This window comes from Oxobacter pfennigii (genome assembly GCF_001317355.1).
Taxonomy (GTDB): domain Bacteria; phylum Bacillota; class Clostridia; order Clostridiales; family Oxobacteraceae; genus Oxobacter; species Oxobacter pfennigii.
Window position 1 is genome coordinate 47701 of sequence record NZ_LKET01000051.1, and the last position, 21747, is coordinate 69447.

Consider the following 21747-nt stretch of genomic DNA (forward strand, 5'->3'; position numbering starts at 1 on the left):
TTATGTGGATTTTATCCTTAATAATTATAATCTATTCGGTATAAGCAGTTAAGAAACTTAAACAGGCTATCAATAAAAAAGCCTCCGAAGTTTTTTCTTCAGAAGCTCAAATATTAAAAAATTATTCAATTATATAAGTTTACACATTAAGCTTTGACGTCAATATTTTCTCACATAACCTCCCATATTTTTGATACAAGCACTGTCATATCATCCTTTATATCGTTGCCTGACCTGTTCTTTGCAATATTAAGCAATTCCTCCGCAAACTGCTGCGGATTTCTGCTCTCAATGGATTCTATGGCCGAAACAGGCCCATATTCGTCACCCAAGGACTGCTCAACGCCGTCTGTGACCATTATTATCAAATCTCCATGAGACAGTTTTGTAGTTTGCGACTCCATATCCACGCTGCTTAATATCCCTATTGGCAGGCTGGTAGAGTTGATCCTCTCAATAGAACCATCGGTTCTTTTTATATAAGTAGATGCAGCCCCTATCTTGATAATTTCCACCTGGCCGGTATATAAATCGGCAATGGCTAAATCAACGGTGGCATAATCTTCATCCAGAGACTTTAGAGATATGGCAGTATTTATGGCTTTTAAAGCGGTAGATTTATCAAAACCTGCTTCAAGATATTTTTCCAGCAGAGTTATTGCGCAGTTGCTCTCCACTGCCGCCGTGGGACCCGTCCCCATACCGTCGCTTAAAGCCATCATATACTTTCCGTCATCAAGCTCTATAAATGAATAATTATCTCCGGATATTCCCCCTTTATCTTTGATTTCTCTTGCCATTCCGGTGGATATCTGATATTTCACTGCTTCCACAAGCTTGAAATAACAAACATTGCTTCCCTCATTAATAATACAGGAGGTCTTATCTCTTCTCATTTTCTTTTTAAGCACCTTTGAGACTGCAGGACTTATGTCCTTTATACACTCCCTCCTTCCCAAACATGCTTTTTTATAAAGGTTAACCTGATATTTGTTTGCATTGTCCTTCATAACTACAATGTCATTAAACTGGAGGCCTTCCTTGTCAAGAGCTACTGCCAGCTCTTCTTCGACATCCTTGTGGAAATACATATCCTGCCTTATTTCTTCTGATAAATCATTCAATACTTTGGATACACCCACAAGCTGCTCGCCTACAACTTTTCTGCCTTCTCTTGCCTTCAATCTCCACTTGTAATTCATTTTATATATATCGAACATATAGTTCGTTGTTTTAACCAATTGTCCCAGCCTTAAACATTTTTTCTTTAACTCCTCGGGAGCGTTCTCAAAATCCACCTTTCCGTCTGCCGAAACCACATCCAGCATATCAAATATGTTCTGATAGGTCCTGTAGAAATCCCTGTTCCAGCATATATTTCTTGCATCACAGTCTGCACAGGTCTTATCAACTATAGAACTTACCAGAGAGTTCATTTCGCTGTTCTGCCTGATTTTCTCGCTGCTTTCATTTTCCTCCATAGCTTTGGAGAGCTCAATTATCGCATCGTTCATTCTAGAAATTTTAAATTTCACAAGGTCTCTCATTCTCTTTATGTAGGATTGTTGTTCCAAACGGCTTTTTGCCGATGCATCCATAAACGGGATGAATTTTTCTACTATTGATGAAGGCAGAAGAATGAAGAGTATTATTCCTGAGGCCAGTTCCTTATACCCTATAATCCACTGCTCTCCTCCTAAATAGAACAAAATTATCAAATCGGCCATTATAAAGCCTAATGCAACTCCGACTTTGCCGGTATCCTTAAACAATCCTGAAAGAAGGCCGCAAAATGCATATGTTCCTATTATAACCGGCACCTGATCAGCCGATATGCATGTTATTAGCCCCACCGTAGTTCCGATTGCCGCGCCCACCCCTACCCCCTGACCATAAGCAGCCAAAATAACTATCAAAACAGACATCACGACTTTAAAGGAAACTCCCATTATATAAATGTCTGATAACCCTGATATTAAAATGGCACACAATATGGCTATACAAATCATTTCTTCGTTGGAAAGGACTTTTCGGCTCTTTTTATCCATGATTATGGGAAGTGCAAAATTATATATGTATACAAGAGCCATAATTATTGTGGAATTAAATAACCCCATTAAGGTGTCATATAATATAAATGTACCGTTAGTCAATAAGTTCATGAGCAAGGATACTGCAAAATTGATTGTGAAAGCAACAACCCCTGCCTTTAATGTATTGACCCTGTCTTTATAGCCCAGCAATTTAATAGCCACAAAGCTAAGCATTATGCTTACTATTGACTGTATGGTTTCATATCCCACCTCCCTGGTCATTATTCCGGCAATAATGCTTGTCCCTATTACAGCAACATTTTTATTACCGGCAATTAATGCAACTGAAACTATAAAGGCTACTCCGAAGGGGGACAGCATATTTAATATTGATGCCCTTCCTATTATGAATCCCATAACGGAAAGCATAAATGTTCCTTCCAGAGCTATTTCCTTTATTCGGCCCATTAAATACTGCCTGCCGTGTTTTACATTGTATGAATTTTGCTCCACGGCATTTAATGCCTTTTCAACCATTGTACCACCCCAATCCTTTTCCTCTTGGTTTTTTAGGTAAGGCTATTATAGCACGGCGTTTTGGGATAATTTGTAATAATATAAGCGGAATATTCAATAATCATGCGACGTATAATTATAGATTGACAAAAACATCTGTCTAATTCGACTTGTGTTTATGATTAATTAAGGATGAGAAAACACTTTCTTAAGGAATATTTTGGTGATACTGCCTATGGAAAAGACTTAAATTGTTTTTAAAAGATTATAGACACCTTTTGTTTGTCGCTATAGAGGCTTTTTAAAAAGCAATCACTATAAAGATAAAGTGATAAAAAAGCCTGTAAATACAAGCTTTGTAACAATTACATCGGATTTTTTTGTGAGGATAATGAATGGATTATACAACCATATTGACACCCACCCCTTCTCTGCTTATAATGTTGCTGCCTTAAAGCAAAGCACTAAGTAATTAACTAATCAGTTAATCAGAAAGGGGTTTTTTATGGATTTAGCAGTACTCACCGCAACCTTCAAGCGGAATTTCATTATCCAGCTCAGGGCATACCCCAAGCATTTCTTTGTGGGGAACCTCCTTACGGGACTTTATACGGCCATTTACACATTTTTTATGTACCATCTCTTTTTTAGAGGCAATACCAAAGTCAGCTTTGCTAATCTTACAGGAACAACCGATTATATGAGCTTTGTTATCGTTGGAACAGCAGTATATTTATATGTCGTCAGAACCGCTCTGAATGTCAGCAGGAGCCTGATTACTGAGTTACGGGAAGGCACATTGGAAAGCCTCATGATGGCACCCTTTAAGCGAGTTCAATACTTTTTAGGAAATATGCTTCAGCAGGTCCTGACAACCAGCGGCGAAGTTTTGATCATGGTGCTTTTAAGCATCCCTTTCGGACTGCGGTTTTCTAATTTCAACTTACTATCTTTCTTATTCTCCTTTATTGTCAGCCTGTATGCTTTCTTCTCGATTTCCATACTGTTAGCCTGTGTAATGTTATATTCCCGTGATACCTATATCTCTCAAAACACACTGTTTGCCTTGATCTTTCTTTTATGCGGCATTACCTTTCCTATCCAATACCTTCCAGATTGGGCCCAATGTATTGCGAAACTGATTCCGGTGACAGATGCCGTTATCCTAATTCGTAATGCTGTATTGCTGGGCAACAGTATTGAAATGCAATTTGAACGGTTGCTTTATCTGGTTTCGATTAGCACGTTTTATACCCTCATCGGTTTTCAGTTGTTACGGAAAATAGAATTGATAGCTCTGGAAAAAATACACGGATAGGAGTCAAAAGAATGATTATTGCTGAAAATCTGAAAAAGACTTATGAAACCAAAATAAGGAAAGGCTTTTTAAAGTCGGAAAAAACCACCATTGAAGCCGTAAAGGAGCTGAACATGGAGCTTAAAAGAGGTAAAATCGTCGGGTTGTTGGGTGTAAACGGCGCCGGTAAGACGACGAGTATAAAAATGCTATCAACATTGCTTTTACCTACCTCTGGAACTATTTCGGTAGATGGCATCGATGCCGTCAAAAATCCTATGGAAGTAAAAAAGAAAATCAATATGGTGGCGGGGGTGAGAGGATGCTTTACTGGCGTTTAACGGGAAAGGAAAACCTATGGTATTTCGGGCAGTTATATGGAATAGATAATAAGCTTTTAAACAAGCGCATCGATTATTTGATGAAATTGGTTGGGATTGAAGAAAAACAGGACATACCTGTGGAAAATTATTCAAAGGGCATGAAGCAGCGGCTCCAAATAGCAAGGGGGCTTATTAACGACCCGGATTACATTTTTATGGACGAGCCCACGCTGGGTTTGGATTCTGTTATTTCCAGAGAGTTAAGAACTCATGTAAAAAATATAGCTGAAACTGAATGTAAAGGAATCCTTTTAACCTCTCATTATATGGCTGAAATTGAAGAGCTGTGTGATTATGTATATATTTTAAACAATGGATTTGTGTTGGCTGAAGGGACTACAAGTGAACTTGCCCGATACGGAATGAGCACCAAAACATTGATGCTGAAATTGGATACAGAGAAAGATGATGCCCTTCAGCTTATAAGCAAGGCCTGTCGGACTTTGGATCCAGGTGCCGAGGTTAAGATGAATCAAGTACAGGGCAGCTATATAATTACATCGTCTCAGGACATGGCAGGCTGTGTGTCTGCTGCGTGCATACAGCATAAGCTGGTAATAAAACAGCTGTATGAAGAGGCCCCAAAGCTTGAAGATGCCATCATTAAGCTTTCGAAGGGGGCATGGAACAATGAAAAGATTTCTTAAATCGGTAACTGCGGAAGCCATCAAGCAGCACAAGAATTACTTCCACAGCAAAATGATTTATGTGCCCTTGTCCCTTTGGCCGCTTATAAGCTTTGTTTCGGCATATTATAGTTTTAAGCCCTTCTCCATTGAAAATGCCCAAATACCTTATTTAAACGAAGAAAACCTTATTTTGTTTATATTAATTGGTTATTTATGTATGAGTTTTTTCAGATCTCTGGTTCAATCGGCATGGTTTTTTTCATTTGAAAGGGAGTCGGGTACGCTGGAACTGATTTATCTCACACCTGTCAACCGGATGAGTATCATCCTGGGCAACGCGCTGTCGTCGGTTTTTGAAAGCGTTTGGGTGATGGCAGTTTTTGCAGGAGGTATATTGTTTCTTAAGCAGCATGATTTGAACTTAAATATTCCGGCAGCTTTAGCTGCAGCTGCTTTGATGATGCTGATGGCAGTTAGTTGGGGACTATTTTTAAATTCATTATTCCTGTTCTCAAGGGATACAGGCTTTCTTTTTACAATTTTGGAAGAACCAATGGAGATTTTTTCAGGTGTGAAAATACCTACTGTGCTTTTTCCGCTGTGGGCAAAAATGATCAGCCTGATATTCCCACTGACTTATGCCGTTGAAGCCATGCGCGGTGTCTTTTTAAATAGCGAGAGTATTTATGATTTAAGGACTTTCATTGGAACCAGCACATGCATTATTCTGGTATTATTTCTTATTTCGGGCGTATGTTTGCTGCTGGGAGAAAGGCATGCAAAAAAGACCGGAAACATGTCGCTTTTTTAGTATACCATAATTAATACTTGCAGCATCCATTTCATATGAATTTACACGATAAAGTTCATGATATAATGGTAAAAAACGAAGCAGGTGGCAGAATGATCGTTAATTCAGTTAATGAAAACAATTGGCATATTGATTTTACATACTCCCCTCTTTTTGAAATGCTGTGCAGCCTTCATGTTCTTGTAAAACTGAGCATCATTTAGAACGCCTGGAATGGGCACAGCTGCTGCTTTCCCGCATGCCATCGAAGCTTAAAACCGATATTGTGGAATTGGGCGGGAAAACAGAAGAATGGTGCGTTATTATGGATCTTTGTAACTGTTATGAAGCATGCGATGATTTCAACATTATAGCTGCAATAAACTTCCTGGAGGACTTGCCCTTGACCAGCTTCCACGAAGCTTATGCCAAATACAACAACATAACCGAGTGCACCGATGAGAAAGTGAAAAGTAAGATAACCGGCGTATTGAAAGAATATTACTTTACCTGCTTTGAAAAAGAAATCCGTTATGTTGAACCCTTACTTGTAAGGAATCTCCGGCGAGAATCGGAACAATGCAGGCATTCAGGCATATTGAAATATATAGCAAAGCTGCATAATCGGATTGAAATTACTAATGATGCCTTTTTATTTCATAAATACAAACTGTTCACGGTACCTTTTACCAGTTTCAGCAGAATTGTGGTGCGAATAAGCTCCTATATCGATCCTCATTTACTCATGGATTATGAACAGGATATGGTGCAGTTTACAATCAGGATGCACCTGAATAAAGGTGAGGAATCGGTACCGAGGGATTTACTCCGCGTCGTAAAAGCGCTTTCCGATGAAACAAGGCTGAAAATTCTAAGGAGGATTTTTAAACAAAGAGAGACGACCCAGAGCCTTGCAGCCGAATTAAAGCTCACCGAGGCATGCGTATCAAAACATTTGAAGCTGCTTTATGAAGCAGGAGTCCTGTATAAGGAGCGAAGCGGCAACTATATCTATTATTATTTGAACACATCAGCCATTGACAAAATCCCATGGGCGATATATGAATATATGGGGTAAATCAGCGTCGGCAGCAGATATTATTGCCGCAGGCGATATCATGATATCATTCACCCAGCGAATATAATTGATACGCAAGGACGAATATAATTGAAAAAAGCAGTGAAATCAATGGATTTCACTGCTTTTTTCTGGTAGCGGCGGTGGGACTCGAACCTACGACCCTTCGGGTATGAACCGAATGCTCTAGCCAACTAAGCTACGCCGCCACAAATGGTTGCGGGGGAGGGATTTGAACCCACGGCCTCCGGGTTATGAGCCCGACGAGCTACCAAACTGCTCTACCCCGCGATAAAAACTTTTTTATAGATTAATTTATAATGCATCCTAAGTTACGACAAGAAATAGTATAGCATCATATTCATGCACTTTCAAGGTCTTTAGGAAATTTTTTTAAAGTAAATTTTGCCGTTTTATCAGCTGCCTTTAACGCATTTAATCGGTCCATCCAAGGACTCTTATAAATATCATGTGCATTCTGAACTTATTCCATGCATAATATGAGTGGCCTCCCCCGTACATGTAGGCAGACAGTATCTACAGCATTAAAAAGACCTACATCTTGAGTATACAGGCCCTTTTGAATAGAATACTATGCTTTCCAATGCTGAAGAAGGTCTATAAGATCAAGCATGGTCTTTTGATTGTCAGTACTTAAATTATTGATCCTGTTCATTAAAAGGGTCAATGTGGTGTTATCCTTGTTTTCAAAGGAAGGCTGCAAATGTTTGAAGACCTCCTCAAGGGTCATTTCAAAAGCGCCCGCGATCTTAGCTATACTTTCAACAGTCACACTTGTTTCACCACGCTCAATTTCCCCTAAATGGGAACGGTGCATATTTGCCCTATGTGCCAGTTCTTCCTGACTCCAGTTTCGTTCATTCCGTAAATTACGTATTCTTTCACCTACTAATTTTACAATGTCATTCATTTTTGTCACCCCTTACAAGAAAAATTATCCTGTTTATGCTATCGGTGCAACCAGTCATAATGGACAATTTAACTTTTATGACGGTTATAACCGTTGACTTTTGCAAAACTTTTCCTTATACTTGTAGTAATTGGAAAGCCAAAAATGTATAAAGTGGGGTGCCATGGATGAGATGGTGTTTCTACAAATCAGCCCCTGCTATTATATCGGCATCAGGCTTTATTTTTAGTTTATTTATTTACATGGCCGTTAAATACTTGCCGCCAGACGCAGACTTGTTGTTATGGGCAACTGTCATATTCACTCAGACACTTTCAGGGTTGATGTTCGGACTGTTAATTAAAAAGCTGCATGACCGCTCCAACAGCGACTCATTAACGGGCTTAAAGAACAGGCGTTATTTTTACAACAGGCTTGCACATGAAATGGGACGCTTGAAAAAGGTTAAATCATCTGTATCTCTTGCAGTTATTGACGTGGACAATTTTAAAAATATTAACGATACTTATGGACACGTTGAAGGTGACAGGGTTTTAGCAGAGCTTGCAAGCATTTTCAAGACACACGCAAGGGCGAAAGACATTGTTGTAAGATGGGGCGGTGAGGAATTTGCGATCATACTGCCTGATACTGACTGTGAAGGGGCAAAAGCATATGCTGAACGTATAAGGAGTGTAGTTGAAAATCATAGTTTTCCCTGTAAAGTTACAATTTGCATCGGTATTACCTGTACGGAAATTGATATGGATATGGATAAGTTTGTAGCTATGGCAGACCAAGCATTATATAAAGCTAAAGAGAAGAAAAACAGAGTAGTAAGCATGAAAGGGCAGCTTCTGTTGAAGTAGCTGAGCTGGGTATATAAAGACAATATCTTTCCTAAGTCAACCGGTGCTTAAGGATTTACAGGGTATAATGGTTTTACTATTTCCTGAAAGATGGATGAAAGGAATTGACGATATGATTACAATTGCTGAAAAAGTAGATATTCTAAAGCGTCAATTAAATTCTCTCATAAGCAATGGAAATTTAGACAATCCCTTAGTATTGGAAATAAGCCAGGAATTAGACAAAACCATCGTAGAGTTTTACACATTACAGAGCAGTACAGAGGATACTCTCTATTGCAGGAAACAGGTGGTTTAAACTGATCAACCTAGTAAGTAATTTCACCCTAGCGCTTTATCAGGAGATGACATAGTAATATGGGCAAAGAGTCAATTATATTAGCATCTTCATGGATTATAGCTTCATTGATGTTATTATTTTTTGTCCCAGAAAATAGAATCCGCCATGCTTGGCTAATTTTTCTCTTTAAACAATTGATGACATGGATATTGGGGTTATTGGTTGTAGAATACGATTTGATTGAATATCCGGTTGAAATATTCAAATATGCAAATAAAACAAGTTTTACATTTGAATATTTTGTTTATCCTGTAATTTGTGTTGTTTTCAACCTTCACTATCCTGGAAAGAAAACTTTGCTAAAACAATTCATATATTATTTATATTATTGTACGGCAATAACTGTAATTGAGATATTTATTGAAAAATACACAAATCTTATTAAGTATATACATTGGTCATGGTATTTAACCTGGATTACCTTATATATAACGTTTTTTGCTTCGAGAAAATTTTATGTGTGGTTCTTTAAACTATAAGACAGCAATTAAGTGTTCTTTTACGGAATTTTCATATTTATTCAGATTTGTCAGTATAATAGAATGTCAGTACTTTTATGGAGTTTTTACATATGTACCAATATCCAAAGATTCTACCTGAAACCCCCGCACCTAACCCTAATAACCCCACTGATGAACAAAGACATGATATGCTGAGAACATCCCTTAATAAAGCCGGCAGGAATGATGATTATACAAATATCATAGGCCTTTTGTCCCCATCTCAGGATATAACACGCTATGCAAATCCCGGAGAATTCAAAGGCAGAAAGGTAGGTATTATAGGGGCCGGCCTTGCAGGTATGTCTGCTGCATTTGAACTCCGGAAGCTTGGATATGATATTACCATTTTTGACCCTGTTGCCGATCGGATTGGAGGAAGAGTATACACTTACTATTTTGATAAGGAAAAACGATTGTATGGAGAATTTGGCGCCACCAGAATACCTATATCCCACGAAACTACATGGCACTATATCAATCTTTTTAAATTAAATACCATACCTTACATTAATGCAGACCCCAATACCTTTACCTATGTGAGAAATATAAGGGTGAGGAACGACCTTGAGGGGCAAAATATATTCCATAGTATCTATCCATTGTTTAACTTACCTTCAAAGGAAGCAAACACCCCTTGGCCAGAACTTTATTATAAGGTTTCCAGATATTATCTGTCAAATCTGACCCCTGAAATAAGAAAGCAGTTTCTTATGATATTGCCGAGATACGATGTACGTTTTGAAAATATCATTAACATGAGTATCCGCCAGGCATTAAACTTATATGGACTGAGCAGCGCTGCTATAAATCTGATTACAAGCGTTATGCCCATTACAGGGTCCACAATTGACAATAGCTTCGAAGGAACCTTAAATGATGACTATACTATGGATTATTTTAACCTGTACCGCATAGATGGGGGAATGGCAAATCTCCCGCTGGCATTTTATAGTTCCCTATCTTCACCCAACCCTCCGGAATACCCCGGAATACCCCAAAGCGCCCTTGGAAGGATAACCTGGAAAAGAGGGCATGCGGTCTATGGCCTTTACAAGTCAGGCACCGACGGAAAGGTTGTTGTTAAACACAGGGCTTTCCCTTCCTATACTCATTATGAAGATTCATTTGAAACCTTTGACTATGTTATTTGTGCTATCACTATGTCCCAATTAAGGCTGGTGGATATCCAGCCTCAGTTTAGCGAAGGAAAAATGGAGGCTATAAAGAATGTGGTTAATCTCGATGCCCAAAAGACCCTTTTCCTCTGTAAGGAAAGGTTCTGGGAAAAGCAGGGTATTTTTGGAGGTTCATCTTACACCGATGGAATCAGTCAAATAATATCATATCCTCAAGACCATACTCCCAATATGCAAAATAGCGCCAATAGTTTTTCTGAACCAGGTGTGCTGACAGCATCATATAATGTTGGCCAGGATGCCATTAGATTGGGCCATGCCCACGTCTCCAGCCGATATAGATTTGTCCGTGAAGATGTAGAGCGGGTTCATGGGCTCCCGGAAAAATATTTGGAAAGCATTGTACTGGATCATAAAACAGTAGACTGGTTCCAGGAATACTATGCAAAAGGCGCTTTCCGGGCGCTCTTACCGGGACTGAAGACTGAGCTTTTATATCCATCATCAGTTCCCGAATTCAATAACAGAGTATTTTTTGCAGGTGAGCAAGTTTCCACTAAAAATGCATGGATACAGGGAGCGCTGCAAACCGGCATGTCCGCTGCAAATGACGTTGCCTGCTATTCTATAATCCGTAAACATCAAAAGTGACTCCGCTAAAATAGAATTAGTCAAAGGCATATGGCAAATGTTCAATCATCTTTTTAATGGATACCATAAGTTATCATGCTTGCATGATACCGGTAATATAATAAAATATCAGTATTATTTTTATTCAGGAGCCTTTTATATGCATTCAACTCCTACAAATGGCCCTCAGCCAGTTCCTTTGCCTAAAAATCCAACAGATGAACAAAGACATAAAATTATTTACAACTCCCTCGTTGAAGCCGGAAGGCCCGAGGATTACGAAAACATTGTAGGGCTCTTACGCCCACCTCAAGATATAACCCGTTCTATAAGTCCTGGAGAATTTAAGGCCATCAAAGTAGGTATAATCGGTGGTGGTCTTGCAGGCATGGCCGCCGCCTTTGAACTGCGGAAACTCGGCTTTGATATTACCGTCTTTGAACCCATAACTGAAAGGGTCGGCGGAAGGATATACACTTATTATTTTGATAACGGAAAAAAGCTGTACGGGGAACTCGGAGCAGGAAGAATACCTGCATCCCATGAAACAGTATGGCACTACATCAACCTCTTCAAATTGGATACATTACCGATAATTTCAGAGAACTCCAATAGTTTTATATATGTTAGGGAAGTAAGAGTAAGGGCTGATAATAAAGGGCAAAATGTACGCCATCAAATTTATCCTCTCTTCAATTTAACCGTTGAGGAAACTAATACTCAATGGCCGGAGCTATATGATCAGGTTACAAAACACTACCTGTCCAATCTGCCCCCTGAAGTGAGAAAACAACTGCTCATGACATTACCAAGGTATGATTATAGGTTGGAGGCCCTGCAGGATATCAGTATCCGCCAGGCTATGCAGCAATATGGTTTGAGCCTTGACGCAGTTAATATGATTACAAGCGTCATGCCTACCGTAGGGGCATTACTGGACAACAGTTATGCAGCTGAGCTGCATAGTGAATATTCGCTGGATTATATGAATCCATACAGGATATCCGGAGGGATGCTGAATCTTCCTCTGGCATTTTATAATTCACTGACATCTCCAAATCCTTCAGAATATCCGGGCATACCACAGGATGCTCTAGGGAGTGTCAATTGGAAGGGTGGATTTATTGTAACCGGAATTTTTAAATCGGCCTCAAATGGAAAAGTAGCTATACGGTACATGCGCACAACTGTTCCAGAAGATATTTTCGAAGATTTTGATTATGTTCTTTGTGCGGCACCTTATCCGACACTAAGGCCAATGGATATTTCCCCGGTCTTTACTCCTAGGAAGATGCAGGCAATTAAGCAGGTGTATTATCAGGATGCCCAGAGAACACTTTTCCTCTGCAGGGAACGGTTCTGGGAGAGATTGGGCATTTACAGAGGTTCCTCTTATACCGATGAAATAATTCAGATGATTATATACCCCCAGGACCATGCGCTCTGCTCGCAAAGCAGCCCCGGCTGTTCTCCCGGTGAGCCGGGTGTGCTTATAGCTTCATATAATATAGGACAGGACGCTGATTCTCTGGGCAACTTTTTACCGATGGAAAAATATCTTTATCTGAGGAACAAAGTTGAAAAGGTCCACGGGCTGCCGCGGTGGTCTTTAGACTTTAATAAAATAGTTTCCGGATTCAAGACCATTAACTGGTCCAGTGAGCCGTATTTCTTCGGTGCATTCCAGTTTTTCCTTCCGGGTCAGCAACGAGACTTTTTATATATATCTACAATCCCCGAATATGGAAACAGAGTGTTTTTCGCCGGAGAACACACTTCACCGAAAAACGGATGGCTTCAGGGGGCACTGCAAAGCGGCATGATTGCAGCTAAAGACATTGCATATTATGGCATAATTCATAAATATCAAAGATGAAATTGCTGAAGGTGGTACTTATCTGAAAACATAAATATACGGCTTAGATCGATTCAAAACCGTTCAAAGCCGTATATTTATGTTTGGTGCCGGAGACCGGAATCGAACCGGTACGATCGGTAAAGATCGCAGGATTTTAAGTCCTGTGCGTCTGCCTGTTCCGCCACTCCGGCACGTCTATTTGTTCTTGCGACAAAATCTATTATAGTATATATGCTTACCATCGTCAATAGTAATTATCACATATTTTTTATGCTAGTTATTCCACATATATCCACTAAATGCACCTATCAATAAGCAATCCGTCAAGATTGTCCTTTTCGCTCACTGTAATTGAGTATAAATTAGTTACTTCCATGACTGTTTTAAGTATCAAAGTACCCATGGGTATTACATCGGCTCTTTCTCTTTGAAGACCTGGAATATTATATCTTTCCTCCAGACTTAAGCTTATAAATCGCGAAAAAATGGCATCGACCCTATTCTTATTAAGCTTATACTCATGTACCCTGTCTATATCGTATGTTGTCAGTCCCATATCTATGGCTGCAAGGGTTGTTACGGTGCCTCCTATACCTACGAGACTTATGTTTTTAATTGTTTTAATATCATCTACCGCGCTATTGACGATGGCTTTTATATATTCATAGGCATTTTTTATGTTATCTTCCGATGTATTCAGACCTGAAAATCTTTCAGTTATCCTTACGGAACCTATATCAATACTTTGCCCTTTAATTACCTTGCCATCCAATCCTAGTATCAGCTCCGTACTCCCTCCCCCTATGTCGCATATAAGACAATAGCCTTCTTTGACTACGGAGGAGGCCCCTAAAAAACCCAACTGTGCTTCTTTCTCACCAGATATTACTTCTATATCAATGCCCGTCTCTCTCTTTACGGCGCTGATAAATTCATACCTGTTCGACGCATCTCTTACGGCACTGGTGGCAATAGCATATACATCTCTTATGCCATAAGATAAGCATAACTCCTTAAACCTTAATAGGGCATTTATATTTTTATCAATGCCCTCTTGACCTAAACGTTTGCTTTGGTCCACCATTTTGCCCAATCTCGTTATGATAGTATGCTTTTCTATTCTTTTTACTTCCCCATCTACATCGGCTATAAGAAGCCTGGTTGAATTAGTTCCGATATCCATTGCTCCGAGTAACATTTATTTCCCTCCAAAAAACTAAAGCACTTCACCGTTTGTGAAATGCCTATTGCGCTTATTTTAATATGATGAACCTCTCCTGCTATAACCTCCGCCTCTTTTGGCATCCTGATTCTTTTTGATATCCTGGAAACGCTCTTCGCTGTCTTTCATAAACTTTGACAGCCTATCCTCGAAGGACAGAGGAATTGATTTGCTTCTTTCCTTATCCCAATCAATTTCTATAGGCCTTAAAGATTTTTTATCATTTTTATCCTGCGCTTGTTTAATAGAGAGACTTACTTTACCATCATCTTCTACGGAAATCACTTTTACCTTTACCTTGTCTCTTTCCTTCAAGAAATTGCGTATATCCTTGACAAAGGTGTTGGAAACCTCTGAAATATGCACAAGACCTGTTTTTCCGCCAATGAGCTCGATAAATGCTCCGAAATTTGTAATGTTTACAACAGTTCCCTCTACGATACTACCTACCTTCAGGGTCATAAAGAAAGAATTCCTCCTTAAAAACATAAAAAATATCTTCATTAATGATGTAATTATATAATAACCTAAAAATAGTGTCAAGCTGTTCACAAACAGTGCACATCAGTCCGTCTGTAAACATCACTCCTCCTTGATAACGTAAGTTTTTTCTCCGGGCATAATAAGGCCCATTTTCTCCCTTGCCATTCGCTCTTTATATTCCTTGGTCTGGGCAAAATCTATCTCATCCTGAAGATTGGCATTGGTTTCCTCAATACTCATCTTTTCAGCATTTAATTGCTCTATTTCTTTTTTATACTTTACCATCATAGCCTGTTGATCAAAGAGTATGTATCCGAAATAACATATTATGGCTAAAATCATTACAAATCTGACTTTAAATCTTCTCTTCTTCATAATATCCATCCCTCGTGAAGTTTGTTACATTGTTAAATTCTATATATCTACATAAATTCCTTCACGATTTCTCTATTTTTTAGTATTTATCTTTTTAATGATTCTGAATGCATAAGCATATATGTTTTTGCAGGCAACGATAAGGGATGTCCCTATATAGTTCATAGGTCCCCAGGCTACGCTGTATAAAAGCTTGAATGGCAGCTTTATGGTAATTATGAGTATCCTTATAAGCTTGGAAATTGAATATATAAGAAATCTAAAAAATTTTAATATGTATGAAGAAAAAAGCTTGATATATACCACTATGCCTAAAGTCATCCCAAAGAAAGTATATATTCGAAGATCTGCAAAATCCGCGTTAAGAAGTATTATAAAAACTACACTGGCAGTCACAACCCAAAACAGCAAGTCCATAAAATAAAGAAAGGCTTTTGATGGCCTGGCATAATAATTAATAGTCCTGTATATGTCAAATAAAATTCCTACGGAAAGCCCGGCAAAAACAGAAATTATTAAAGATGTAAACTGAGCTTCAACTGTGGATATCATCTAAAAGTCCTCCTAAAGTTAAGGCTACTTGAATAATTTGCTTAAAATTCCCGCTCCTTTGGTTTTAAAATCCTGCTTTTCACTATAGACACATGAATCGATGCTGCCGTTAATAAGCAAATCCCCTGTTTCTAAATTGAGCTTGCTCATATGCAATGCCGATCCCTTTATGGAGAGCATGCCTAATTCTGTTTCTAACATTATTTCTCCTTCATTGAAACTTTCAACATTAAGTACTCCTGAAAGCACCATTTTTTCTCTGTTTTCTAAAGAATAGCTATGTTTTCTGTCTCCCTTTAAAATCCTCGAACTCTGGGGCTTTAATTCTGGTTTCACTCTATTTCTTTCATCCATCTGAGTTGACCTCCCGGAAATAATCTATTGAATTATATGAAAGAAATTTATTAATTATGATAAAAGTAACCTAAGTCCCATTTTTCAATTAATGGACATAAAAAAGAGACACTTAAAAAGTGTCTTCACCCTCCACTACTCTGTACATGGCCGCTGCTCCTTCTTTTTTTACGTTTTCAGCTACATCAAGTATTTCTGCCTTCAGCATCCTGTTCCCAAACCGTATTTCGATTATATCATTTACATTTACTTCCGTACCCGGCTTTGCGACTTTTCCGTTAATGGATACCCGGCCAGTATCGCAGGCTTCCTTTGCTACAGTTCTTCTTTTTATTATTCTGGATACTTTAAGATATTTGTCCAGTCTCATGTCATCCTCCTTAACATTAGACTGCGCCAAAGCGCATCATTAATAAAAAATCAGGCCTAAACCTGATTTTTTATCAAACTATTTATTTACCCTATCTTTGAATTCCTTACCTGCTTTAAATACTGGAACTTTTGAAGCCGGAATAGCTATTTCTTCCATTGTCCTTGGATTTCTGCCTTTTCTTTCTCCCCTTGTTCTTACCTCAAATGTTCCGAATCCAACTAACTGGATTTTTTCACCTTTTTCCAATGCTTCCTCTACACTGTCTATAAGAGCTTTTAGAGCTTTTTCAGCATCTTTTTTGGTTAATCCACTTTTTTCAGCTATACTTGTGATTAAATCAGCTTTGTTCATCGTTTTCCCTCCTAAAATACGTTGGTTGAAGTACATTCAACTACAGAATAGCATATTCTTCATAAACTTGAAAAATCCTTCTTTTTAACCATTAGTTTTTATCACTTTTTAAAAAATTATTCATTTTAGCCGCATTCCACAGCGCATCCATCTCCTCTAAGGTCATTTTCTCCATTTTTTTACCTTGAGAAATTGCTTCCCTTTCTATGTAGCTAAACCTCTTAATAAACTTCTCCGTCGTCCCGTTAAGGGCGAATTCCGGCATCACATTTTGGAACCGACATACATTGACAACAGCAAAAAGCAGATCTCCAAGCTCTTCTTCTATCTTACCATAATTTTCTGATTTATATACATCAAGAAACTCCCGAATTTCTTCATTTACCTTAAGTAAGGCCCCTTCGACACTATCCCAGTCAAAGCCCACTCTTGCGGCTTTATCCTGAACCTTGTAGCTTCTCATTAAGGCGGGCAGATTTTTAGGTACATGCCTTAGGGTATCAGTTACTGTATTAAAACCCTGCTCTTTCTTCTTAATCTCTTCCCAGTTATCCACCACTTGATCGGGAGTATCGCATATATCACTGCCGAATATATGTGTATGCCTTTTTATCATCTTATCTGTAATCCTGTCTGTCACATCCGTTATGTCAAAATCTCCCCTATCCATGGCTATGCTGGCATGAAAAACAACCTGTAATAAGACGTCTCCCAATTCCTCGCAGAATTTATCTATATCCCCCTCATCGATGGCTTCTAAGACTTCATAGCTTTCTTCAATAAGGTACTGCTTTAAGGATTCATGAGTCTGCTCTTTATCCCAGGGGCAGCCATCCTCCCCTCTGAGCCTTTCCATTACAGATATCAAATCCTCAAATTCATATCTTTTTTTCTTATTTATGGGAGGAACATAAAGACTTGTTAGATAGTCCACCCATTCCGCCCTGTCTATTTCATATAAAGGCATAGGCTCTATCCGCTCTAGCCCTGGAACACCCGCTGCTTTTATAAGTATCACTTGGGTTTCATCCTCATATTGTTCCATAAGCTTAAGCTTTACATCTGAGGCCACTCTTCTGTTATATACCTGAGTAATTATGTTGTGTGACGCCGTATCTAATTTTTGCTCCTTTATCTGAAGGCCATCCAATACTTTGAGGCCTTCAATGGGGTCAATGGATAAAGAACCTATCACCGCATCAATAAAGCTTACGGAACTTACAATGGAAACCTTTATCCCCTCATCCTCCGAAATTTTTAATATGCGCTGTACCGTGTCCTCAGCAACCAGTGGGTGTCCGGGAACGGCATATACCACATCTTCTATTCTTGCCGCTTCTATTATTTTTTGAGCTATATTCATATAGACATCTTCGAAGGTAGAAAGAGTATCATATTCTTCATCAAAGCTTTTAAAAATAAGACCTAATTTTTCAATATATTCTACTGTAGGATGTTTCCTGGTCCTTAAAAACATGGCCTTGGCATTCTCCATTTCCCTAACCGCTCTTAAGGTAAGGTCATCAAAAGAGCCCGGCCCCAATCCTACTATTGTAATATTACCCATCTGTATTCCCCTCTCTATTTCCTTTGTTTCCTTTCCTTTATATAATTTACAATATCCTTCAAGGATACACATCCCGTCAATACTATCATGATTATATATACTATTATACCAATTATTACTGATGTTATGGTAGATAAACCATTACTGCCGGTGTATGCTATGAATTTATGGTATGTAAAATAAACTCCTATCCCCATAACAATGGCCGAGAGCATTGGCCTTAAGAGCATTTTATCTATGTCAAAGGAGAAATATGCGCACTTGGCGGCATCTCTATAGCTTAAAAGGGCTGCAACCATATGTCCGATAACTGATGAAATGGCGGCACCCTTTATGTTTATTGCCGGCATGCCCGTTAATATGTAACATACAATAAATTTTATCAGCGAGCCTAAGGCGATATTTTTAACGGGGGTGAACACTTTTCCGCAGCCCTGAAGTATGCTTACCATGGTCTGAGCTATTATTATGAAAATGATACTGGCTGATAATATTTGAAGTATTAAAGCGCCTTCACTTTTTCCTGGAAAAACAAGATGAAGAACGGGATCTGACAGCAAGAATAAGCCTACTGTGGACGGAAGCCCCAAAATAACAGCAGCTTTAAAAGCGCTTTCCGACCTTTTTTTGACTCTCTCAAAGCTCTTTAGCGCCCTCACTTCAGATATGGCAGGCACCAGTGATATACTCAATGCCGTAGATAAAGTCAAAGGCACATTTATAAGCACATGGGCCTTTCCTGCCAGCTGTCCGTAAAGCTCTGTAGCTATCTTGCTGCTGAAGCCGGCAGAAAGCAGCTGCCCCGGAACCACAATGGAATCTATAAGGGACATGACGGAATTCACCGTCATCCCCAGAGATATGGGAAAAGCAGTAAATAATATAATCTTTATTACTTTTACAACACTTTCCTTGCTGTTTTTTTCCGATGGAATAAGATCATTTTTATCCCTTAAAAATCCGAATATCAGTATGCTACAACCTAATATTGCACCGGCACCGGCACCTAAGGATGCACCTGCAGCACCAAAACCCACTCCCAAGGGAAGAAAGTAATATGTAAGGCTGACTCCTATCACTACTCTTCCTAATTGTTCTACTATTTGGGATATAGCAGGCAGTGTCATCATCTGAAGCCCTTGAAAATATCCCCTGTAGCAGTTCATTATTGCTACAAAGGCAGGGGCAAAAGCCACAGCTGCCAGAGAATAATAGGCCTCCTTCCCCCAACGGAGGGCTCTTATAATGTGAGGAGCACCGAAATACAGAATGAGTGACGAAAAAAAACCCAATAAGGCCAGTATATAAAGGGATATCCTAAACACCCTGTAAGCTCCAAACCTGTTTCCTACCGCCACCCTTTGAGATACCATGCTGGATATCGCGACAGGAAAACCCGACATTATACCTATTATAAACATATAAATAGGATAAGAAAGCTGATAAATTCCTATGCCTTCATCTCCGATTAACATGGTAACCGGCCATCTGAAGAATATACCCAGAGCTTTTGCAGCTACTCCCGAAACCCCAAGAACCAAAGCCCCTGTGATGAAACTTTGTTTTTTTGACATGCTTTCATCCCCCCAAAAAACCCTTTTCAAAAAATGCTATTCCATCATTACATACTTTATGACAACAAAAGAAAAAAAGCAGCTATGCTGCTTTTTAAACTATTGTTCCATCTGTTTTCCCAGGAAACCTGCTGCCGTCTCTGCTAATTTGCTTTCCAGATCGCCCATCATAACCTCAGCATCTTTTGAAAATATAATTACGGCGCCTATAGGATCTCCTTCTGCTATGATAGGCGCTATAACCTGTGCAGAATACTTAGACCCGTCTTCTTCGTCTGAAGATACGGCAAAGCCCTTTCCTTCATTCTTGCCTTTTCTAAGTATAGTTCTCCTCTCTTCCATAACCCTTTCTATGTCTTCGCTGACTCTTTTCTCCATGTACTCTTTTTTAGGAGCACCTGTCACTGCAATAATAGTGTCTTTATCAGAAATACATACTGTATGGCCTATGGATTGCTGCAATGATTCTGCATATTCTTTAGCAAAATCACTTAATTCTCCGATGGGGGAATATTTCTTGAGAATTACCCCTCCTTCTCGGTCGGTAAATATCTCAAGAGGATCACCTTCTCGTATTCTAAGTGTTCGCCTTATCTCTTTTGGAATTACAACCCTTCCTAGGTCATCTATTCTTCTAACAATGCCTGTAGCCTTCATTACTGTCCCTCCTTTGACCTATATATAAGCTTTGTAATTTTATTATTCTACCGCGATATACATTTTATTCATATTCTGTAAACCGCTTTAAAAATAATCTAAATTTTATAAGCTTATCTTTATTTTTTTCAAAGATACTAAAAATATACTAGAACCAAAGCAAAAAAATAAACAGGTATTAACCTGTTTATTCGTCGATTATACTATTTTATCTTCATATACTTCTACTCCGGCTTTTTCTCTCCATTCTGACAAGGCATCGCTGTATACTTTATACTGTTCATCATAAACCAGCTGATATTTAATGCTGTCTTTGACGGCATCGAATTCCTGGATGGGATATTCTGTTTTCTTAGTTACTTTTATTATATGGTATCCAAACTGAGTTAAAACCGGATCGCTGATTTCACCCTCTTTAAGGGCCATGGCGGCTTTTACAAAGTCCTGATCGTAATTTGGGTCGTTATACATTATCTCTCCTAAGTCTCCGCCCGTTTGCTGCGCTGCTTCTTCAGTCGACTTTTCCTTTGCCACGGTTGCAAAATCTTCACCGTTTAAAAGCCTTTGTTTTACAGCCTTTGCATCTTCTTCAGTCTTTAAAAGTATGTGGGATACATTCATGGTATTGGGCTGCTCTGTCATTGAAGCCTTGTTTTCATCGTAATATTTTTGAACTGCCTCATCAGAAACGGTAACATCCTTTATGATATGCTCGGTAACCTTCTGGGATATAACCTGACCTCTTAATATTTTATCGAATAATTCATTGGAAATCTTGGCTTCTTCCAATTTTTTATTGAGCTCTTCCTCAGAGCCGTATGCTGTAACCAGGTTATCCCTGCTTGTTTTTATTCCTTCACTTATCTCATTTTCATCCTTAAAGAGATTCAATTCCTTTGACTTTTGCTCAAAAAGCTTCTGCTCAATCATTCCATCCAAAGTCTCCGTCTTTTGAGACTTTAAAAGTTCTTTGCCTTCGGCACTTTCAAGATAATCAGCGCCATATTGGGGGCTAGCTTTAAGTTGTTCCAGCATGGGAGTGAACATCTCATCCAGTTCGCCTCTTGTTATATATTCATCTCCTATCTTTGCAACCCTTTGTTTTGCTATGGCTTCCGGACTTTTTTCTATAAGACCGCACCCTGAGGCGGAAATTCCTAAGCTAAAAATCAAAGCCATAGATATTACTTTATTCTTTAATCGATTCAATATAATCCCTCTTTCCTTTGCTCTTCAAAGCATCACGCTATTTCATACAAGTATTTAT

Annotated in this window: 24 protein-coding genes and 3 tRNA genes; 11 read left to right on the forward strand and 16 right to left on the reverse strand. The window is 38.9% G+C overall.

From position 1 onward, the window contains the following. Positions 1-170 precede the first annotated feature (170 nt). A complete protein-coding gene (gene spoIIE / locus OXPF_RS17440; protein ID WP_054876511.1) occupies positions 171-2570 on the reverse strand; it encodes a stage II sporulation protein E in 2400 nt (799 codons plus the stop codon). Positions 2571-3054: 484 nt separating this feature from the next. Here spoIIE and OXPF_RS17445 point away from each other — a divergent pair, with 484 nt between their 5' ends. Genes OXPF_RS17445 through OXPF_RS17460 form a run of 6 tightly spaced genes read left to right on the forward strand, consistent with a single transcriptional unit; the run spans position 3055 to position 6726 of the window. Beyond that, complete coding sequence (locus OXPF_RS17445) at positions 3055-3867, forward strand: ABC transporter permease (RefSeq protein WP_054876512.1); 813 nt, start codon at positions 3055-3057, stop codon at positions 3865-3867. A gap of 11 nt (positions 3868-3878) precedes the next feature. Continuing rightward, entirely contained in the window at positions 3879-4187 is a 309-nt protein-coding gene (locus OXPF_RS23430; RefSeq protein ID WP_278308407.1) for an ATP-binding cassette domain-containing protein, read from the forward strand. Further along, a complete protein-coding gene (locus tag OXPF_RS17450) occupies positions 4169-4876 on the forward strand; it encodes an ABC transporter ATP-binding protein (protein WP_278308408.1) in 708 nt (235 codons plus the stop codon). The genes OXPF_RS23430 and OXPF_RS17450 overlap by 19 nt, the downstream gene beginning before the upstream one ends. Next, positions 4860-5669, forward strand: a complete 810-nt coding sequence (locus OXPF_RS17455; protein ID WP_054876513.1) for an ABC transporter permease — start codon at positions 4860-4862, stop codon at positions 5667-5669. Before OXPF_RS17450 ends, OXPF_RS17455 begins: the two co-directional genes overlap by 17 nt. A gap of 35 nt (positions 5670-5704) precedes the next feature. Further along, positions 5705-5872 (forward strand): hypothetical protein, encoded by a 168-nt coding sequence (locus OXPF_RS22635; protein WP_160317259.1) that lies wholly within the window; start codon positions 5705-5707, stop codon positions 5870-5872. A gap of 35 nt (positions 5873-5907) precedes the next feature. Then, complete coding sequence (locus OXPF_RS17460) at positions 5908-6726, forward strand: ArsR/SmtB family transcription factor (RefSeq protein WP_054876514.1); 819 nt, start codon at positions 5908-5910, stop codon at positions 6724-6726. 132 nt (positions 6727-6858) lie between these two features. On the opposite strand, the gene OXPF_RS17465 is transcribed toward OXPF_RS17460, so the two are convergent. The 3 genes from OXPF_RS17465 to OXPF_RS17475 all read right to left on the reverse strand — a co-directional run bounded on the left by OXPF_RS17465 (position 6859) and on the right by OXPF_RS17475 (position 7657). Beyond that, positions 6859-6935: transfer RNA gene (locus OXPF_RS17465), tRNA-Met, on the reverse strand. 5 nt (positions 6936-6940) lie between these two features. Further along, positions 6941-7017 (reverse strand) — tRNA-Met (locus OXPF_RS17470). Positions 7018-7318: 301 nt separating this feature from the next. Continuing rightward, positions 7319-7657 carry a helix-turn-helix domain-containing protein gene (locus tag OXPF_RS17475; RefSeq protein WP_054876515.1) on the reverse strand — a complete coding sequence of 113 codons (339 nt, stop codon included), beginning with the start codon at positions 7655-7657 and terminating at the stop codon, positions 7319-7321. A 167-nt stretch (positions 7658-7824) separates the two neighbouring features. Here OXPF_RS17475 and OXPF_RS17480 point away from each other — a divergent pair, with 167 nt between their 5' ends. From OXPF_RS17480 to OXPF_RS17500, 5 genes are all read left to right on the forward strand, one after another. Further along, a complete protein-coding gene (locus OXPF_RS17480; RefSeq protein WP_054876516.1) occupies positions 7825-8505 on the forward strand; it encodes a GGDEF domain-containing protein in 681 nt (226 codons plus the stop codon). A 67-nt stretch (positions 8506-8572) separates the two neighbouring features. After that, positions 8573-8803, forward strand: coding sequence for an aspartyl-phosphate phosphatase Spo0E family protein (locus OXPF_RS17485; RefSeq protein WP_054876517.1), 231 nt, complete (start codon positions 8573-8575; stop codon positions 8801-8803). 110 nt (positions 8804-8913) lie between these two features. After that, entirely contained in the window at positions 8914-9324 is a 411-nt protein-coding gene (locus tag OXPF_RS23545; protein ID WP_341442912.1) for a CBO0543 family protein, read from the forward strand. 92 nt (positions 9325-9416) lie between these two features. Then, a complete protein-coding gene (locus OXPF_RS17495; protein WP_054876519.1) occupies positions 9417-11135 on the forward strand; it encodes a flavin monoamine oxidase family protein in 1719 nt (572 codons plus the stop codon). Positions 11136-11274: 139 nt separating this feature from the next. Further along, entirely contained in the window at positions 11275-12990 is a 1716-nt protein-coding gene (locus OXPF_RS17500) for a flavin monoamine oxidase family protein (protein ID WP_054876520.1), read from the forward strand. Positions 12991-13074: 84 nt separating this feature from the next. Here the strand turns inward: OXPF_RS17500 and OXPF_RS17505 are convergent. The 12 genes from OXPF_RS17505 to OXPF_RS17560 form a co-directional block, all read right to left on the reverse strand. After that, positions 13075-13163 (reverse strand) — tRNA-Leu (locus tag OXPF_RS17505). A 104-nt stretch (positions 13164-13267) separates the two neighbouring features. Then, positions 13268-14170 (reverse strand): Ppx/GppA phosphatase family protein, encoded by a 903-nt coding sequence (locus OXPF_RS17510; RefSeq protein WP_054876521.1) that lies wholly within the window; start codon positions 14168-14170, stop codon positions 13268-13270. A gap of 60 nt (positions 14171-14230) precedes the next feature. Then, complete coding sequence (locus OXPF_RS17515; RefSeq protein ID WP_054876522.1) at positions 14231-14656, reverse strand: S1 domain-containing RNA-binding protein; 426 nt, start codon at positions 14654-14656, stop codon at positions 14231-14233. A gap of 120 nt (positions 14657-14776) precedes the next feature. Next, the gene (locus tag OXPF_RS17520; protein ID WP_054876523.1) at positions 14777-15052 is read right to left on the reverse strand and encodes an FtsB family cell division protein; all 276 of its coding nucleotides are present in this window, start codon (positions 15050-15052) and stop codon (positions 14777-14779) included. Positions 15053-15124: 72 nt separating this feature from the next. After that, on the reverse strand, positions 15125-15604 hold the full coding sequence (gene yabQ / locus OXPF_RS17525) for a spore cortex biosynthesis protein YabQ (RefSeq protein ID WP_054876524.1): 480 nt from the start codon (positions 15602-15604) through the stop codon (positions 15125-15127). Between the two features lie 24 nt (positions 15605-15628). Beyond that, positions 15629-15958: a sporulation protein YabP gene (yabP, locus tag OXPF_RS17530; protein ID WP_083480023.1), complete on the reverse strand. Its 330-nt coding sequence runs from the start codon at positions 15956-15958 to the stop codon at positions 15629-15631. A gap of 112 nt (positions 15959-16070) precedes the next feature. After that, entirely contained in the window at positions 16071-16328 is a 258-nt protein-coding gene (locus OXPF_RS17535) for an RNA-binding S4 domain-containing protein (protein ID WP_054876525.1), read from the reverse strand. Between the two features lie 78 nt (positions 16329-16406). Further along, the gene (locus OXPF_RS17540; protein WP_160317260.1) at positions 16407-16718 is read right to left on the reverse strand and encodes an HU family DNA-binding protein; all 312 of its coding nucleotides are present in this window, start codon (positions 16716-16718) and stop codon (positions 16407-16409) included. A gap of 55 nt (positions 16719-16773) precedes the next feature. Next, positions 16774-18249 (reverse strand): bifunctional methyltransferase/pyrophosphohydrolase YabN, encoded by a 1476-nt coding sequence (yabN, locus tag OXPF_RS17545; protein ID WP_054876704.1) that lies wholly within the window; start codon positions 18247-18249, stop codon positions 16774-16776. Positions 18250-18263: 14 nt separating this feature from the next. Continuing rightward, positions 18264-19823 (reverse strand): putative polysaccharide biosynthesis protein, encoded by a 1560-nt coding sequence (locus OXPF_RS17550; protein WP_054876527.1) that lies wholly within the window; start codon positions 19821-19823, stop codon positions 18264-18266. A 99-nt stretch (positions 19824-19922) separates the two neighbouring features. Further along, entirely contained in the window at positions 19923-20480 is a 558-nt protein-coding gene (spoVT, locus tag OXPF_RS17555) for a stage V sporulation protein T (protein ID WP_054876528.1), read from the reverse strand. A 198-nt stretch (positions 20481-20678) separates the two neighbouring features. Continuing rightward, positions 20679-21689, reverse strand: coding sequence for a peptidylprolyl isomerase (locus OXPF_RS17560; RefSeq protein WP_054876529.1), 1011 nt, complete (start codon positions 21687-21689; stop codon positions 20679-20681). Positions 21690-21747 lie beyond the last annotated feature (58 nt).

Coding starts and splice junctions, on each gene's coding strand:
- spoIIE (WP_054876511.1), bottom strand. CDS start 2,570: ATGGTTGAAAAGGCATTAAATGCCGTGGAGCAAAATTCATACAATGTA.
- OXPF_RS17445 (WP_054876512.1), top strand. CDS start 3,055: ATGGATTTAGCAGTACTCACCGCAACCTTCAAGCGGAATTTCATTATC.
- OXPF_RS23430 (WP_278308407.1), top strand. CDS start 3,879: ATGATTATTGCTGAAAATCTGAAAAAGACTTATGAAACCAAAATAAGG.
- OXPF_RS17450 (WP_278308408.1), top strand. CDS start 4,169: ATGCTTTACTGGCGTTTAACGGGAAAGGAAAACCTATGGTATTTCGGG.
- OXPF_RS17455 (WP_054876513.1), top strand. CDS start 4,860: ATGAAAAGATTTCTTAAATCGGTAACTGCGGAAGCCATCAAGCAGCAC.
- OXPF_RS22635 (WP_160317259.1), top strand. CDS start 5,705: ATGAATTTACACGATAAAGTTCATGATATAATGGTAAAAAACGAAGCA.
- OXPF_RS17460 (WP_054876514.1), top strand. CDS start 5,908: ATGCCATCGAAGCTTAAAACCGATATTGTGGAATTGGGCGGGAAAACA.
- OXPF_RS17475 (WP_054876515.1), bottom strand. CDS start 7,657: ATGAATGACATTGTAAAATTAGTAGGTGAAAGAATACGTAATTTACGG.
- OXPF_RS17480 (WP_054876516.1), top strand. CDS start 7,825: ATGAGATGGTGTTTCTACAAATCAGCCCCTGCTATTATATCGGCATCA.
- OXPF_RS17485 (WP_054876517.1), top strand. CDS start 8,573: ATGGTTTTACTATTTCCTGAAAGATGGATGAAAGGAATTGACGATATG.
- OXPF_RS23545 (WP_341442912.1), top strand. CDS start 8,914: ATGTTATTATTTTTTGTCCCAGAAAATAGAATCCGCCATGCTTGGCTA.
- OXPF_RS17495 (WP_054876519.1), top strand. CDS start 9,417: ATGTACCAATATCCAAAGATTCTACCTGAAACCCCCGCACCTAACCCT.
- OXPF_RS17500 (WP_054876520.1), top strand. CDS start 11,275: ATGCATTCAACTCCTACAAATGGCCCTCAGCCAGTTCCTTTGCCTAAA.
- OXPF_RS17510 (WP_054876521.1), bottom strand. CDS start 14,170: ATGTTACTCGGAGCAATGGATATCGGAACTAATTCAACCAGGCTTCTT.
- OXPF_RS17515 (WP_054876522.1), bottom strand. CDS start 14,656: ATGACCCTGAAGGTAGGTAGTATCGTAGAGGGAACTGTTGTAAACATT.
- OXPF_RS17520 (WP_054876523.1), bottom strand. CDS start 15,052: ATGAAGAAGAGAAGATTTAAAGTCAGATTTGTAATGATTTTAGCCATA.
- yabQ (WP_054876524.1), bottom strand. CDS start 15,604: ATGATATCCACAGTTGAAGCTCAGTTTACATCTTTAATAATTTCTGTT.
- yabP (WP_083480023.1), bottom strand. CDS start 15,958: ATGGATGAAAGAAATAGAGTGAAACCAGAATTAAAGCCCCAGAGTTCG.
- OXPF_RS17535 (WP_054876525.1), bottom strand. CDS start 16,328: ATGAGACTGGACAAATATCTTAAAGTATCCAGAATAATAAAAAGAAGA.
- OXPF_RS17540 (WP_160317260.1), bottom strand. CDS start 16,718: ATGTACTTCAACCAACGTATTTTAGGAGGGAAAACGATGAACAAAGCT.
- yabN (WP_054876704.1), bottom strand. CDS start 18,249: ATGGGTAATATTACAATAGTAGGATTGGGGCCGGGCTCTTTTGATGAC.
- OXPF_RS17550 (WP_054876527.1), bottom strand. CDS start 19,823: ATGTCAAAAAAACAAAGTTTCATCACAGGGGCTTTGGTTCTTGGGGTT.
- spoVT (WP_054876528.1), bottom strand. CDS start 20,480: ATGAAGGCTACAGGCATTGTTAGAAGAATAGATGACCTAGGAAGGGTT.